Annotated in this window: 10 protein-coding genes and 1 tRNA gene; 9 read left to right on the top strand and 2 right to left on the bottom strand. The window is 56.5% G+C overall.

The genetic code is table 11. The annotated features are described in order from the left end of the window. The first annotated feature begins 3 nt into the window (after positions 1-3). Positions 4-1,857 carry an Hsp70 family protein gene (locus Poly59_RS15360; RefSeq protein WP_146534977.1) on the top strand — a complete coding sequence of 618 codons (1,854 nt, stop codon included), beginning with the start codon at positions 4-6 and terminating at the stop codon, positions 1,855-1,857. Position 1,858: 1 nt separating this feature from the next. Continuing rightward, positions 1,859-4,756, top strand: coding sequence for an Hsp70 family protein (locus Poly59_RS15365; protein ID WP_246151673.1), 2,898 nt, complete (start codon positions 1,859-1,861; stop codon positions 4,754-4,756). 24 nt (positions 4,757-4,780) lie between these two features. On the opposite strand, the gene Poly59_RS15370 is transcribed toward Poly59_RS15365, so the two are convergent. Further along, a complete protein-coding gene (locus tag Poly59_RS15370; protein WP_146534978.1) occupies positions 4,781-5,140 on the bottom strand; it encodes a hypothetical protein in 360 nt (119 codons plus the stop codon). 14 nt (positions 5,141-5,154) lie between these two features. Beyond that, positions 5,155-6,498: an outer membrane protein assembly factor BamB family protein gene (locus Poly59_RS15375; RefSeq protein ID WP_146534979.1), complete on the bottom strand. Its 1,344-nt coding sequence runs from the start codon at positions 6,496-6,498 to the stop codon at positions 5,155-5,157. Positions 6,499-6,730: 232 nt separating this feature from the next. Here Poly59_RS15375 and Poly59_RS15380 point away from each other — a divergent pair. From Poly59_RS15380 to Poly59_RS15410, 7 genes are all read left to right on the top strand, one after another. Next, positions 6,731-6,804 (top strand) — tRNA-Arg (locus tag Poly59_RS15380). A gap of 850 nt (positions 6,805-7,654) precedes the next feature. Then, positions 7,655-8,410: an IS4 family transposase gene (locus tag Poly59_RS15385; RefSeq protein WP_186776281.1), complete on the top strand. Its 756-nt coding sequence runs from the start codon at positions 7,655-7,657 to the stop codon at positions 8,408-8,410. Positions 8,411-8,464: 54 nt separating this feature from the next. After that, positions 8,465-8,983, top strand: coding sequence for a transposase (locus tag Poly59_RS15390; RefSeq protein WP_186776282.1), 519 nt, complete (start codon positions 8,465-8,467; stop codon positions 8,981-8,983). Positions 8,984-9,468: 485 nt separating this feature from the next. Further along, the gene (locus Poly59_RS15395) at positions 9,469-10,173 is read left to right on the top strand and encodes a TetR/AcrR family transcriptional regulator (protein WP_146534982.1); all 705 of its coding nucleotides are present in this window, start codon (positions 9,469-9,471) and stop codon (positions 10,171-10,173) included. Between the two features lie 203 nt (positions 10,174-10,376). After that, a complete protein-coding gene (locus tag Poly59_RS15400; RefSeq protein ID WP_246151674.1) occupies positions 10,377-11,720 on the top strand; it encodes a DUF1254 domain-containing protein in 1,344 nt (447 codons plus the stop codon). A 91-nt stretch (positions 11,721-11,811) separates the two neighbouring features. After that, positions 11,812-13,350 carry a DUF1254 domain-containing protein gene (locus Poly59_RS15405; protein ID WP_146534984.1) on the top strand — a complete coding sequence of 513 codons (1,539 nt, stop codon included), beginning with the start codon at positions 11,812-11,814 and terminating at the stop codon, positions 13,348-13,350. Between the two features lie 74 nt (positions 13,351-13,424). Then, a complete protein-coding gene (locus tag Poly59_RS15410) occupies positions 13,425-14,972 on the top strand; it encodes a DUF1254 domain-containing protein (RefSeq protein ID WP_222436113.1) in 1,548 nt (515 codons plus the stop codon). The last annotated feature ends 348 nt before the right edge of the window (positions 14,973-15,320 follow it).

Here is a 15,320-nt window from a genome sequence, read left to right on the forward strand (position 1 = left end):
TTTATGGCTGCAAAGTTTTCTGTCGGAATCGACCTTGGCACGACGAATTCGGTCGTTGCCTTTACGCCGATCGCCGGGTTACCAGCGGATTCACCAGAGTCGCAGGGCGCACCGAAGACGCCCGCAAGTGAGCCTTCGATCTCGCTATTGCCGATTCCCCAGCTCGTTGGTCCCGGTCAAGTCGAATCGCGATCGTCGCTGCCGTCGTTCCTGTATTTGCCTCGTGAAGGCGAAGTCGAATCGCTGAAGACGTCGCTGGTTGGCGATCCACAAAAAGGCATCGCCGGTCACTATGCCCGCGCTCAATCGGCCGACAATCCTCAGCGCGTGGTCGTGGCGGCCAAAAGCTGGTTGTGTCACGGCCGCGTGGGGCGGACCGAAGCGGTTTTGCCGTGGCAATCGCCGCCGGAAGTCACCAAAGTCTCGTCGCTCGATTGCACTCGCCGATTCTTGACGCACCTCGTCGCCGCTTGGCACGATGCACATCCGGACGCGCCGCTACGCGAACAGCAGGTCGTGTTGACCGTCCCGGCCTCGTTCGACCCAGCCGCTCGCGACTTGACTCGCCAAGCCGCGGTGGAATCCGGATTGCCCGCCGATTTCTTGTTGCTCGAAGAACCGCAGGCCGCGGTCTATCACTGGCTGGCGACGCATGCAGCCGATTGGCGACAAACCCTCTCCGCCGGCGACGTGTTGCTGGTCATTGATGTCGGCGGCGGTACGACCGACCTGACGTTGGTGAACGTGGATGAAACCGATGGTGATCTGACTCTGAATCGATTGGCGGTTGGAAATCACTTGTTGCTCGGCGGCGACAACATGGATTTGGCGCTGGCGCACCATGTCGGCACTCGCATGCAAGCCGAGGGTCACGACCTTGATCCATGGCAAAGCGTTTCTTTATGGCACGCCTGTCGTGATGCGAAAGAATCGCTGTTGTCGGACGACGGAAACGACGAGCAGACGATTTCCGTGCTCGGTCGTGGCAGTTCACTGATCGGCAACACGATCTCGGCCGCGATCACTCGCGACGATGCACGCGCTTTGATCGTTGACGGGTTCTTTCCTGTCTGCAGCAAAGGTGATCGGCCCCATCGAAATGTCGCTTCGGGGTTCCAAGACATCGGGCTGCCGTATGAAGCCGACCCGGCGATTACCAAGCAAGTCGCTGCGTTCTTGGCCGACCATGCGGACAACTCGACGGGTCTGACTCACTTGATCTTTAATGGCGGCGTTTTCCGCAGCGAAACGCTTCGTACTCGCATGCACGATGTTCTGGCCGGATGGTCCGATTCGTCGCCCACGGTGCTGGGCGGGTTGGACGAACTCGATGCCGCCGTCGCTCTCGGTGCAGCCTACTATGGTTGGTCGAAACAGTCCGGTGGCATTCGCATTCGCGGCGGCACGGCACGGTCGTATTACATCGGCATCGAAACCGCTGGATTGGCAATCCCCGGCGCGCCGCGGCCACTGCGTGCGCTGTGCGTTGCTCCCCAAGGAATGGAAGAAGGCAGCGAAGCCGAAGTCGCTGCGTCACCGGGTAACAGCGGCGAAGTCGGACTAGGCGAAGTTGGACTGGTTATTGGACAACCCGCCCGCTTCCGTTTTTTCTCGTCGACGATGCGATCAACTGACACGGTCGGAAAGACGATTGATCGTTGGTCGCCCGACGAACTGGTCGAAGGCCAACCGATCGAACTGACGTTGACCAGCGAATCGGCTGGCGATGATCCCTTCGTTCCGGTTCGATTCGTCAGCCGAGTGACGGAGCTTGGCATGTTCGAACTGTGGTGCCATTCCACTCGCAGTGACGACCAGTGGAAGATGGAATTCAACATCCGCGAAACCGGGGCCTGAGGTGTCGAACGCAAACGCGGGTTCCGAAGGCACGGCTCTGAATGATGCGGCTGCCAATGTTGCGACCTCGGATACTGACCAGCCATCACGCTTCGTCGTCGGAATCGACTTAGGAACCACCAACTGCGCGATGGCGTTTGTCGATACAACGGTCAACGACTGGACGGTTGAAACGTTCCGAGTGCCCCAGTGGGTCGACGTTGGGCAAATCGAGTCTCGCGAAACGCTGCCGTCGTTCCACTACCAATGGACACCCGCCGAAACCACCGGCGCGACGTTGCCCTGGCAATCAACTGGTGACGTGCCAAGCAACTGCGTTGGCGTGATGGCGCGAGACGCCGGTTCACGTCACCCCGGCCGTCGAATTTCGTCAGCGAAGAGCTGGTTGTCGCACGACGGAGTCGATCGGTCGGCGGATTTCTTGCCGTGGCACGGTGATGCGGACGTCGCTCGCATGTCACCTGTTACCGCATCGTCACGCTATCTGGATCATCTTCGCCGCGCGTGGAATCATGCGAATTTGAATGATCCGCTGGAACAACAAGATGTCGTGATCACCCTGCCCGCGTCGTTCGACGAAGTGGCTCGCGAGTTGACAATTCAAGCGGCGAAAGAAGCCGGGCTCGGGCGAGTCTATTTGATCGAGGAACCGCAGGCCGCGTTCTACGCCTGGATCGATCGTCATCGCGCCGATTGGACCGAATCGGTTCATCCTGGCCAACTGATTCTGGTCTGCGACATCGGCGGCGGAACGACCGACTTGACGTTAATCCGAGTCCAACCGGCAGGCGATAACCAAGACCAAGTTCAGTTTCACCGCGTCGCCGTCGGACGCCACCTGATCCTGGGCGGCGACAACATGGATCTGGCGATCGCCAGGCTTGCCGAAAAGAAACTTGCGGAACAGAAACTTGCCGAGCAGTCTGGAGGCGAACATGCAGATGCACCGGAGCTGTCGCCCGGCCAGTGGGATCGCTTGATCCAGGCATCCCGTGCGGTCAAAGAGACGATGCTGGCGGGCGACCGTCCATCGTCCTACACGATTCACTTGGCCGCCGAAGGATCCAGCCTGCTAGCGGGCGCCGTCCAAGTGGAATTGTCGGCCGAAGAGGTCGACGCGGCTCTCTTGGACGGTTTCTTTCCGGTTGCCGATCTGACCGATCGCCCCAGCAGCGTGCAAAGCGGTTTCCGCGAGTTCGGTTTGCCCTACGCTGCCGATCCTGGTGTGACCCGTCACTTGGCCGAGTTTTTGTCAAACCACCGTCGAAGCGGACTGGATGACGCCGACGTTGAATCGGCAGATCGTCCGGACTTGGTGCTGTTCAATGGCGGCGTGATGGTCTCGCCGGCCGTCCGAAATCGTGTCACCGTGTCTCTTAGTCGTTGGTTCGCCGGCCCCGGTGAAACGTGGCAGCCAACCGAACTCTCTGCGCCGCGACTCGACTTGGCCGTTGCCCACGGCGCTGCCTACTATGCGATGGTCCGCCGTGGCCAAGGAGTACGCATCGCGGCAAACCTCGGCCGGTCGTACTACATGCAAGTCACCGGCGAAGACGCTTCCGCTGGCAAACCGGCAACTGCAATCTGTCTGATTCCGGGCAATGCCGAAGCTGGGCAGCGGTTCCGAGCGGACGAGCATCCATTGCAGTTACAAGTCGGTGCACCCGTGCAGTTTCCGCTGTGGGTCAGCAGCACTCGGTTGGCCGACCGCGTCGGTGAACTCGTCGACGTCGAACCCGCTCAGATGTCGCCGTTGCCCCCGATCTGCACGGCGCTAGTCCGCGGCCGACGACGCGATGAAGAACAACTCAGTGTGCTGATTGAATCTGAGCTCTCCGAGATCGGCACGGTCGGCATGTACTGTGTCGATGTCGTTCAAGGTAAACGTTGGAAGCTCGACTTCGATATCCGCAGCACGCTCGAAACCGATCGGACGTCGCACGAAGGGGCCGGCGAATCAGCCGGCATCGTCGACTCGGACACGGTCATGGCTTGTGCCACCCAAATCGCACAGACCTTTGGCGAAAACAGCTCGTTGAAGCCCAATCGCGTTGTCGACGAACTGCAAAAGCTGACCGAAACCGGTCGTAACGCTTGGCCACCTTCGCTTTTACGTGAGTTGTGGCAGTTTCTGGTCGACGATCAGGCTGGCCGTCGCAAATCGGCTGCCCACGAAGCCCGCTGGATCAATTTGGCCGGATTCTGTTTACGGCCCGGCTACGGCGTCGCTGTCGATGATTGGCGAGTCACGCAGACCTGGAAACTTTTGCACGGAAAGCTCGCCTTCGCCGCGCCCCAGTCGAGGACAGAATCACTGATTCTTTGGCGGCGAATTTCCGGCGGACTTACCGCCACCCAACAGCAACAATTGGCAGCTCCGCTGATCGCAAGCTTGCAAGGAAAGACAGGCAAACTTGAAACTCACGAAGCTGGCGAGATCTGGCGGCTACTTGGATCCCTGGAACGGCTTTCGGTCGCCGAAAAAATCCGTCTCGGGGACATCGCGATTGCAGAATTGCCGCGAAAGAAGACCGAAAAGCTGCGTCCGGCGCTCCTGTGGGCGCTCGGACGACTAGGCAGTCGCCAGCCAATCTACGGCCCGCTCAACACAGCCGTTCCGTCCGCAAAAGTCGCCGACTGGATCGAGTCGTTGATCGCATTCGATCTGGATGAACCGTCAAGTCCACTGGCGATCGCACAGCTTGGTCGCAAAACGGGTGATCGCTACCGTGACCTTGATGAATCGGCCAGAACCAAGGCAGCGGACTACCTCGCAAAAAAGTCTGCCAACCCGCACTTCATCACTCTGCTAACCGAAGGCGGAAACCTCAATCGCGAAGAGGAAGCCGCCGTCTTCGGCGACTCATTGCCCTTAGGTATCCGGCTGGCCCGATCCTAGTCCATACATGGACTCACTCGACCGTCAAGGATTCGCGTCTTTCGGGTCGTCGCGTTCCAAAAAACGTTTTGCCTTTTCGCCTAGCGCTCGGATCGTTGCATCGGAGCTTTCGGTGGCCGTTTCGGACAACTTGTCCGCGTCCATCTTCCGGATCGCTTCGACTGCTTTGCCAGCGCCCGCACCGACCACCGGTTGGACGTCATCGGCGAACGACTGGAACCGAGCTTCCACACGTTCGGTTGTCGCTACTGCCCGTTCAAGTTTCGGCAGCATCAGGAAAACGATCGATGCCGCCAGCACCGTCATCACGACCAAATTCGCGATACCTAGCCACACCAAACGCTGAATCCCAGCGGCAATGGAATCTTGTGATGATTCGCTCAACGACTATTCCTTAATTATTCCTCAATCCGATAGATCGCCGAGTCTGTTCGCAAAATCATCGCATCGTCAACGATCGCAGGTGATGCCATGATCTTGCCGTCGACTTCATTGACCGCCACGATATTCGCTTCTCGGCCCGGCTTCATGACTGTGACTTTGCCGTCGTGTGATCCAAAATAGATCAGGCCGCCGACCAAAGTAGGCGATGCCGAGTAGTCGCCGCCGATGCGTTCTTTCCAGAGCATTTCACCATCCTCGATGTCGAAACAGCTCGCCACACCGTTGTCCGAAACGACGTACAACAATCCATCATGCAACAGCGGTGACGGTCGGGCCGGAATGCCCGATGTCGACGTCCATTCGACGTGCGAATCCGTCACGTCGCCCGAACCGTCGACGCGAACCGCCCACAACTGAGGCTTTCCAAACCCCGTCGAAAAGAAAACCACGTCGTCATGAAACACTGGCCTTGGAACGACCGAGAAACCCTTGCCGTGATACAGACGCCAAATCTCTTTGCCGGTCTTTGATTCGTAAGCGACCATCCACTGCGCGCCCATACAGATCAGTTGGTGCCGGCCGGCTGAATCGTTGATCACAATCGGAGTGCAGTAGGACTTTGACGTGTCCGGTGTGGCATCCTTGAACTCGGGCCGCGGCGTCTCCCAAATCGTTTCGCCGGATTTCTTGTTCAGTCCAATCACATACTGCTGGTCCATGCCATCTTGGATCAGCACCAAAACGTCGCCGTCGACCACTGGCGAGCTGCCCGGTCCCACACCGTGCTCCAGCGGAAAGCGTCGCTGCCAAGCGATCTCGCCGCTTTTTCGATTCACACAGTAAGTGCCATAGGTCCCAAAGTGACAATACAGAAAGCCCCCATCGATCACGGGGGTGGGCGATGCGTAACTGTTCAGCGAATGAATCGCGTCCGGCTTTTCAATCGTCGCAAGCGGAATCGTCGACAGCACGTCGCCTGACTTTAAATCGAGCGAGATCAGCTTCAGCTCGATGGCTTTGGCAATCGCCAGTTGTTTCATTTTCTTGTCTTCGATGCCCGACTCGCGCATCATCGCAACGCGTTCTTCGTCCGTCGCCGTCCGCTCGACTGCCGACGTCACCCAGATCACATCATCGGCGATCACCGGCGAAGACCAAGCCCGGCCAGGCAGCGGCGTTTTCCAGGTCACATGTTGGTTCTCGCTGAACTCAACCGGAACCGATTGGCCCGCGACGATGCCGTCACCCGAAGCCCCGCGAAATTGCGGCCAAGATCCATCGGCCAGGACCGACTCAGATGCCATCAAACAGAGGCCCATCAGAACCCAAGCACCACTGACCCATCGAAAACACAACATCGAAAGAAAATCCAAATTCAAGGCGGGCAAAACAGGGCAACACAAACCCTCGGCCCAATTCTAACTTACCCGAGGACACCCGTTGCAATCGAAGCCCCAACCACCGCCAAAATCGGCTTAACTGAGCCCTCGAAGAAAAAAACAAAAACGAACCCTCCGAACCCACGCCTAAGCCCTGGCGTCCCCAACAAGATCTTGCTAAATTCCCACCAAGCGAGTCCAAAGCCCGCATGCACCCCTAGCTCAATTGGATAGAGCATCGGTCTACGGAACCGAAGGTTACTGGTTCGAATCCAGTGGGGTGTATTCGACTTACGTCGATTCTCCATTTGAAGTGTACCCAAGTTTTTTGGGTACACTTTTTTCTTGCCTGAGCAGTTTCAACGCCTGAATCTCGCTTGCTGACAGCTCGAAGTGCGGAGCCGTCGCGTGACATGCCGCATTAGCGAAAACGAACGACGGAGCAGTCGCGAGGAACTAGCGGTGCGTAGGAGGGAGTGGAGCGAGCGGCGCGTGTCGCGGCGGCGTAGCAGAATGGAGGCTTGGAGTGCAGGCTCACGGACAAGCACTGGTGGTAGCGAGGTACGAGCAAGCCGGGGTTTGTCGGTGAGGCAAGCTGAACCTCCACCGCCCGAGAAAAATGTTGCAGCGCTAAAACAGCTACACGCCATGCGACAGAAACAACAGGCGTCGAGCAAGCGTTCGATCTAAACCAAGCTGGCAGCACGCCCGCAACGAATGTGTCCAGACTGATGAGCGGTGACCCCCCAATTGCTGGAGTCGTCAGGGTATGCACATTCGAACAGGTGCCGCCAAGTTGGTGAGAATTGCCATCCGTGGCAAGAACGTTGAGCTGCGGTGACTCCGGTGTCGGCCGCCGGTGCGCCAAAATAGCCCGTCGAAAGTCGCGTCGGTGTCTGACACCGCCTGCAGTTTGGCCTTTTCGTTCGACGCGGAAGTTGGTCCAACGAATGGCACGTAGATTTCTGTAAAGTGTTTGCCAGAAATGATATATGCAAAGAGGGCCTCGCTTGCGTAGATGGATTTGTCAAAGATTCATCAACGGCAAGGAGGCCCAAGGATGCGGTATTCTAGCGATCGTTCGTTTCGGCGTCAGTTCGAGTTTCTCAGGCGTCAGTTTCTTCAAGAAGGTGAGTTGCCGTTTGCCGACGTTTTATCTCGCGATACGGCTCAGCAGGCGCTGGATACGATCGAGGTTGCCTGGAACGAACGCATCTACACACCTCTCGTAACGCTTCGGATCTTTCTCGGTCAAGTCATCAGTGCTGATCATTCCTGTCGAGCTGCCGTTGCTCGATTTGTGGCTCATCGGATCTCCCGGGGTGAAAGTGCATGCTCTTCGCATACTGGTGCCTACTGCCAGGCACGGAAGCGGCTGCCAGAAAAGTTCTCCGCGCAAGTCGCTCGTGGAGTCGGGGCAGCACTCGATGAGAAGGCGAAATCTGACTGGCTATGGAAGAACCGCAAGGTCTTCATGTTCGACGGCACAACGATCTCCATGCCAGATACGCCGAGTAATCAACAGGCGTATCCGCAGTCGAACAAGCAAAAACCCGGCATTGGTTTCCCGTTAGCTCGTATCGGCGCGATCTTCTCGTTGTCGTGCGGAGCGATCCTTGATCTTGCAGTCTCGGGGTACTCAGGCAAAGGCCAAGGCGAAGTTTCCCTCTTCCGCCAGCTCTGGGATCTCTTCGGGCCCGGCGACGTTGTTCTCACCGACGCTTTGATGTGCAACTGGCGAAACCTCTGTTCGCTGCAACAGCGGCAAGTCGATATGGTCACCCGGCTCAACAAAGCTTTGAGGAAGGCCGATTTTCGGCGTGGCAAGCGGCTTGGAAAGAATGACCACCTCGTTCGATGGGGCAAGCCAAGCATGCGCGATATCGATTGAGCAACCTATCGGTCGTTCCCGGATTACATCACCGTACGCGAGTGCAAATTCTATGTGGACCAACCTGGCTTTCGCTCTCATGAAGTCATCATCGTCACGACCATCTTAGACCCGCGTGTTGCCTCGGTTGCCGAGTTGGCCGAACTCTATGGTCTGCGGTGGAACAATGAAACGGATTTCTCTTCGTTGAAAGTGACTCTGCAAATGGACGTCTTGCGCTGCAAGACACCGGAGCTTGTTCGCAAAGAGATTTGGACTCACGTGCTTGCGTACAACCTGATCCGCACGATCATGGCTCAGTCTTGTTGCCGCGCAGGCATGCTGCCTAGAGAGATCAGCTTCAAAGCAACGGTGCAAACTCTGGAAGCCTTTCAGCCTTTTATCGCATCACCGAGCAACCGCAGTCTTTCCGATCGGCTGCTGCTGTATCAACAAATCATGGACGCAATCGCCGCTCACCAAGTTGGCAATCGACCAGGGCGCGTCGAACCTCGATTACGAAAACGCCGGTTCAAGAAGTACGACTACATGACGAAGCCACGGAAAGAGATCAAACTCCAACTGCTGAAATGACTTACGGAAAAGTATGTGACATTCGTTGGTCCAACCGCCGCGAGTTGCGAGTGATCGAGCGGAGTTTCTTTGGGGCGACTTATGCGCCTTTAGCGTCCGCCAATTGAAACCGCATACCTTTCCGCCCAATGCAGTTAGAGGGCACCCTATCAGCAGCGCGCGCGCGAGTCACGCTCGTGGTTCAGTTCAAACAGCCCGATGACTTCCGGCCGGCGGCGAGACGGCTTACTGCAACTCGTTGTGGAGTAGAAGGTTAGCGAGTTCAAATCCCGTCGCCAGGCTCGCTGCAAGCGACTGGCGACGATCAACTTCGTTTTGCATCGACCCGCAACCAAAATTGTTATGCCTCACCTCGCACGCTACGAGTTTGCTCGTGGGCCCTCGATGCCGTGAGGTCTCTACGTGCTCGACCGCCGAATCCATCGAGTCTCGAGGATTCGACGCCTCCTTGCGATTGTGACGTTACGTCAGTACAATCTGACGTCATGTCAGATTCCAAACAATCTCAGATTCGTCGCAGGAACGATCCCAGCCAGAGTTCGGCGTTGCGCAAGTCCGAAAGAACTCGGCAAGCGATTCTTGATAGTGCATTGGATTTCCTGTGGACGCATCCCTTCCGTGAGTTGACGGTTGGTGAGTTAATGTCCCTCGCCGGCACCAGTCGGTCGGCGTTCTATCAGTATTTTGCTGACCTTCATGAATTGATGGAGGCACTGCTGCGGGGAATTGAAGACGACATCTTTGCGGCTGCCACGCCCTGGTTCGAGGGAGCGGGCGACCCCATTCCGCTGCTCGAGGAAACGATGGCTGGGCTGGTAGGAGTTTGTTATCGGCAAGGGCCGATTTTGCGTGCCGTTTCTGACGCTGCTCCCATGGATGGCCGGTTGGAAAAAGCCTGGACGGGTTTTCTGCATGATTTCGACGTCGCTGTCACGGATCGGATCGAACAACATCAAGCCGCCGGCTTGATCAAGCAATTTGAGGCTCGCCCGATAGCCATTGCGCTCAACCGAATGGACGCTTATCTGCTGATTCACCATTTTGGACGCCGTCCGCGCGGGAACCAGGAATTGGTTCAGAAAGCGATCCTCCGAATCTGGATATCCACGCTCTATGGTGACGAGGCGCTGGCAGCATCCGACTCCGAAAATCGATCGAAGCGGCGAGTGCCAAAATCGAAGAATAAATAAATCTCCTGGACATATGGAAAGGCCATCTCATGAAACTCAGAACAACCTTCGTATTAACACTTGGATTCGTCTTTGGATTAACGATGACTTCTGCCGGAATTGCACAGGTACCCAAAATGAAAATGACCACAGAAACGCCGCCGGGGATTGCGACTCCGGACAAATTGGAAACGCGCCTGGGCACTTTGCGACTGTTCGATGGAGTGCCCGACAAAGAGACGGCTCAAAGAGTCTATGACAACCTTGATTTTCAGCGCGGTGTGCAGGCCTATTTGAACAGTATTCAAATTGCCTCGATGGGCGGCATGCGAAAGGGCATCCTTGAATTTGGTCCGCCCAATACGACCGCGCTGCTATTCGAAGAACTCATGGATTCCACGACACTCTTTCTGACGCCAAACACGACGTCTGTCTACATGGTCGCTTGGCTCGAAATGAAGGACGAGCCATACGTGATCGAAACTCCTCCGAATGTCCTTGGCATCATTGATAGCCATTGGTTTCACTATGTCGCTGATTTTGGCAACGCTGGACCGGACAAAGGCAAGGGTGGCAAGTTTCTGATCCTGCCGCCCGGCTTCAAGGGCGATGTGCCCGACGGCTATCACGTCGCCCAGTCTGACACCTACGGCAACTGGGTCATCTGGCGAGGTTTTCAGGTGGACGGCGATCCCAAGCCGGCTGTGGAGACAACCAAAAGGATCTTCCGCATGTATCCACTCTCACAGAAAGACAGTCCGCCGAAGATGAACTTCATCAATGTCTCGGGCAAGAAGTTCAATACGATCCATCGGACTGACTATCAGATCTTCGAAGAGATCAACGACGTCGTTCAGGCCGAGCCGAGCGAAGGGCAAGATCCAGAGATACTGGGTCAACTGGCTTCGATCGGAATCAAGAAGGGACAGCCTTTCAAACCTGATGCCAGGATGCAAAAAATTCTCAAAGAGGCCGCTGATGTGGGTGCCGTGACGGTTCGTACGCTGACGGCGCGTCCCCGAGATGAAATGTTTTACTTCTACCCGGGCGAAGGTGTCTGGAGCACTCCATTTCCGGGCGGGAGTTATGAATTCCTGGACAACGGTGCTCGCGTGCTGGACGCCCGCAGCTATTTCCACTTCTACGCGACGGGCATCACCCCGGCGATGACCATGAAGATGGTGGGCAAAGGCTCGCAATATGGCGTGGCCTACATGGACGCGGATGGCAATGCTCTCGACGGCAGCAAGACCTACAAAGTGCATCTGCCGCCCAACGTGCCAGCCAAGGATTTCTGGTCGTTCACGCTCTACGACAATCAGACTCGCTCCGAGCTCCAGACCGACCAGCGGTTTCCGGGCCTCGACAGCAACAAGAAAGGCCTGAAGCAAAACACCGATGGTTCCTTCGACATCTACTTCGGTCCCGAAGCACCGGAGGGACAAGAGAACAATTGGATTCAATCCGTTCCCGGTAAAGGTTGGAACATGCTAATCCGCCTCTACGGCCCGGAGCAACCGTGGTTCGACAAGACCTGGCGACCGGGTGATCCGGAGTTGGTTGACTAATTCATCGTAGCTCCGGGGCCTCTCCTGGCACACGCATCGCCGGGACAGGTCCTGGCCTACCTTTCTACAAACTAACGACAGAGAACCATCAATGAAAACCAAACGAATAGTCGTGCGCGCAATTGTCGCGGTGTCCGTAACGCTGGCAGGAATCAATTGCTGGGCGCAACCGCCGAAGCTGAAGATGACCACCGACATTCCGACGTCAATCACGGCTCCGGATAAGGTCGAAACTTCGATCGGTACGCTTGAGTATTTCGACGGTGTGCCGCAGCCGAAAACGGTCGAAACCGTTTACGACTATCTCGATCGCTCCAGGGCTGTGCAGGTGTTTCTCAACTCCATTCCGGCCATGTCCGTCGCCACATTGCGTGAGGGCCAGGCGAGCGTCGGTGCGGACACCTGCAACAAGATTTGCATCTGGGATTCCCTGATGGATTCCGAGTCACTGCTGCTGACCGGGAACACTTCCACCATGTATGCCGTCGGTTTTCTCGATCTGCAGAAGGATGGCCCCTCGGTGATCGACCTTCCACCCGGCATGCTGGGCATCCTGGACGACATGGAATTTCATTACATGTCGGATCTTGGTGTGGCTGGCCCTGACAAAGGCAAGGGCGGGAAGTTTCTGGTGCTGCCCCCCGGCTACAAGGGCGACGTGCCTGAGGGCTACTTCGTAGTGCCGTCAAAGACAAGCGGCGTGTGGGTTTTCATGCGTGGCTATCTGGACAAGAGCCTGCCGCTGGAGCAAGCGATTCCAGCCGCCTCGGCCAACATTCGCAACAGCCTGAAGGTGTATCCGCTGGCGACGAAGGACAATCCGCCGGCGATGGAGTTCATCAACGTCTCCGGCAAGAACATGAACACGGTTTTGCCGAACGATGACAGCTTCTTTGAAAAGCTGCACGCTTTGATTCAAACAGAACCGGAGAGTTATCTCGGTCCTGAAGCGAAAGGCATGATGGCCGCCATCGGTATTGAAAAGGGAAAGCCATTCAATCCCGACGCGCGGATGAAAAAGATCCTCACCGATGCAGCCGCAGTCGGGAACGCTGCCGCTCGCGCCATCAGCTACTTCCCACGCGATCCAGGCAACCTGCTGTACGGCAAAGACAGCACGTGGGTCATGGCCTATGCCGACAAGGACACGTCCTTCACTCGCAATGGCGCCTATCGTCTTGATCCGCGCGTGCTCTTTCACTTCGGATACATCTGTGTGTCTCCGGCCATGGCTGTCACGGTTGCCGGCAAAGGTTCGGACTACGGTCTGAATATGCTCGACGCCAAAGGACAGGTGCTCGACGGTTCCAAGACCTACAAGCTGCATCTGCCGCCGAACCCGCCAGCCAAAGACTTCTGGGCGGTCACGATGTACGACACGCAAACTCGTTCGCAACTGCAGACTGACCAGCAGTTCCCAACGCTTGGTAGCCAGGACAAAGGCATCAAGAAAAACGCCGACGGTTCGTACGACATCTACTTTGCACCCAATGCACCGCAAGGCCAGGAAGGCAACTGGCTGCAAACGATTCCCGGCAAGAGCTGGTGGATTGGTTTGAGAATGTACGGTCCACTGCAACCTTGGATCGACAAGACATGGCGACCGGGCGAGATCGAGCTGGTTCAGTAGCATGCAACAGTATGTCTACGGAGGCAAATCCAGGCATTGATTCTCGAGACAGCATTCAACAACGGATAACCGACATGAAAATAACACGATGTGTTACAACAAGCTTGGCCGTGATGATGGCCCTTTGCCTGGTAGATCCCGCGTTGGCCCAACAGGCCGGGGATACGTCTGAAGAGACCGTGAACCTTTTTGAATCCGTGGGAAAGAAACAGACAGCCAGGGATTTCAAACCGGCACCCGACAAGATGGAAACCAACTTTGGCACGCTGGAGTTTGAGGGCGGTTCGTTTCCGACAGAAGCGTCGACGCAAAAGATCTACGATGAGATGGATCGGCAGCGCGCGACTCAGGCTTATATGGAATTCTATCCGGCGCTGTCGCTGTACTCGATCGTGAAGTCGCAGATTCGCGACTTCGGGTTCAAGTCCGCTTCGGACGTCGGCGTTATGGCCGATTTCATGACACCGAGTGAGAATTACTTGACTGGCAACAACATCACGGTCTACGCCTTTGCCTCCATCGACTTGAAAGTGGACGGGCCCACCGTCGTGGAAATCCCGCCGGGAATGTATGGCAATGCCAACGACGCCGCTTTCAAATACCTCACCGACTTCGGCCCCACCGGACCGGACAAGGGCAAGGGCGGCAAGTACCTCTTTCTGCCTCCAGGTTACAAAGGCGAAACTCCAAAAGATCATTTTGTGTTCCGATCACCGGGCTACCGGATCTGGGCGATGATGCGTGGCTTCGGCGAAGTTGGTAATGGCGATCAGGCCGTAAAATGGTTCAAGGATCGCTTGAAGGTTTACCCCTTGGCCACGGGGCCCCGCGAACACACCGCCGTCAATTGCTCCGGAATCGGTGCCAATACTCTGCCTCCCGAAGACGGTTCAGTGTTCACGATGTTGAACGAGATCATCCAGTATGAGCCGACGGAATTGTTCGACAAGGAATTGTTGGGCCGACTCGCCACGCTGGGCATTGAAAAGGGCAAGGCCTTCAAGCCGGACCAGCGGATGCAAGGCATCTTCGACACGGCAGCCAAGCAGGGTGTCGCCATGTCGCGGGCAATCGTCTATGCATCGCGCGATCCGGATATCAACTATTGGCCGAATCGGCATTGGGAAAAAATGTTCATACGCAACACCGAGTTCGTCGCTGACGGCCACGACGACATCGACGCCCGGACCCTTTGGCACTATCAGGCCATTTGCGTTTCACCGAATCTGCTTTCTACGACAGCGGGCGTGGGCACGGCCTATCTCACCGCGTTTAGAGACAAAGACGGCGCCTATTTGCTCGGTGACAAAAACTATCGACTGCGCGTGCCGGCCAAGCCTCCTGTCAAACGCTTTTGGGCAGTGACTGCCTATGACCCAATCAGCCGAAGTCTGCTCGGTTCGGGAGGGAACATCAACGTCGGCAGCACGGGTAAACCCGACATCAATGCCGATGGCTCGGTGGACATCTACTTCGGCCCGAAAATGCCAGCAGGGAAAAAGGGCAACTGGATCAAGACAGATCCTGACAAGGGCTTCTTCGTCGTCTTCAGATTCTATGGCCCACTCGAAGGCTACATCGAAAAGTCATGGGTCCTCAACGACTTCGAGCTGCTGAAGTAAGTCAACTAAGACGGCGAGACCGTTGATATCTCGATGGATGCGCAGTTCGACACCGCGCAGGACAACGACTAGCAGAGTCTTTGATGGGTGTGCTCAACGGTCTCTACCAATTGCATATGAACATCCTGTCAGTCAATTGCACAAGTTGCGACGAACCAAAAGATATATCGTGAACAATGCCCCCGGTGTCTGAGCGTTGTGAACAGCTAAAGCAACAACCCCGTGTGGTCAAAATACTCAGCCGACACTCAAACAACGTGAAAAACGGGATTCCAAGCACGGCCCCGGTACGCATCTGAGCCGAGATCTCTTGCGAGTCAGCGTCGACTAGGTTCTCGTAATCAGTAA

Origin of the sequence: Rubripirellula reticaptiva (genome assembly GCF_007860175.1) — a bacterium.
Taxonomy (GTDB): Bacteria; Planctomycetota; Planctomycetia; order Pirellulales; family Pirellulaceae; genus Rubripirellula; species Rubripirellula reticaptiva.

What these genes read in the sequence shown, in the direction of transcription:
- Poly59_RS15395 (WP_146534982.1), top strand. Translation starts at nt 9,469, where the DNA reads ATGTCAGATTCCAAACAATCTCAGATTCGTCGCAGGAACGATCCCAGC.
- Poly59_RS15375 (WP_146534979.1), bottom strand. Translation starts at nt 6,498, where the DNA reads ATGTTGTGTTTTCGATGGGTCAGTGGTGCTTGGGTTCTGATGGGCCTC.
- Poly59_RS15360 (WP_146534977.1), top strand. Translation starts at nt 4, where the DNA reads ATGGCTGCAAAGTTTTCTGTCGGAATCGACCTTGGCACGACGAATTCG.
- Poly59_RS15405 (WP_146534984.1), top strand. Translation starts at nt 11,812, where the DNA reads ATGAAAACCAAACGAATAGTCGTGCGCGCAATTGTCGCGGTGTCCGTA.
- Poly59_RS15410 (WP_222436113.1), top strand. Translation starts at nt 13,425, where the DNA reads ATGAAAATAACACGATGTGTTACAACAAGCTTGGCCGTGATGATGGCC.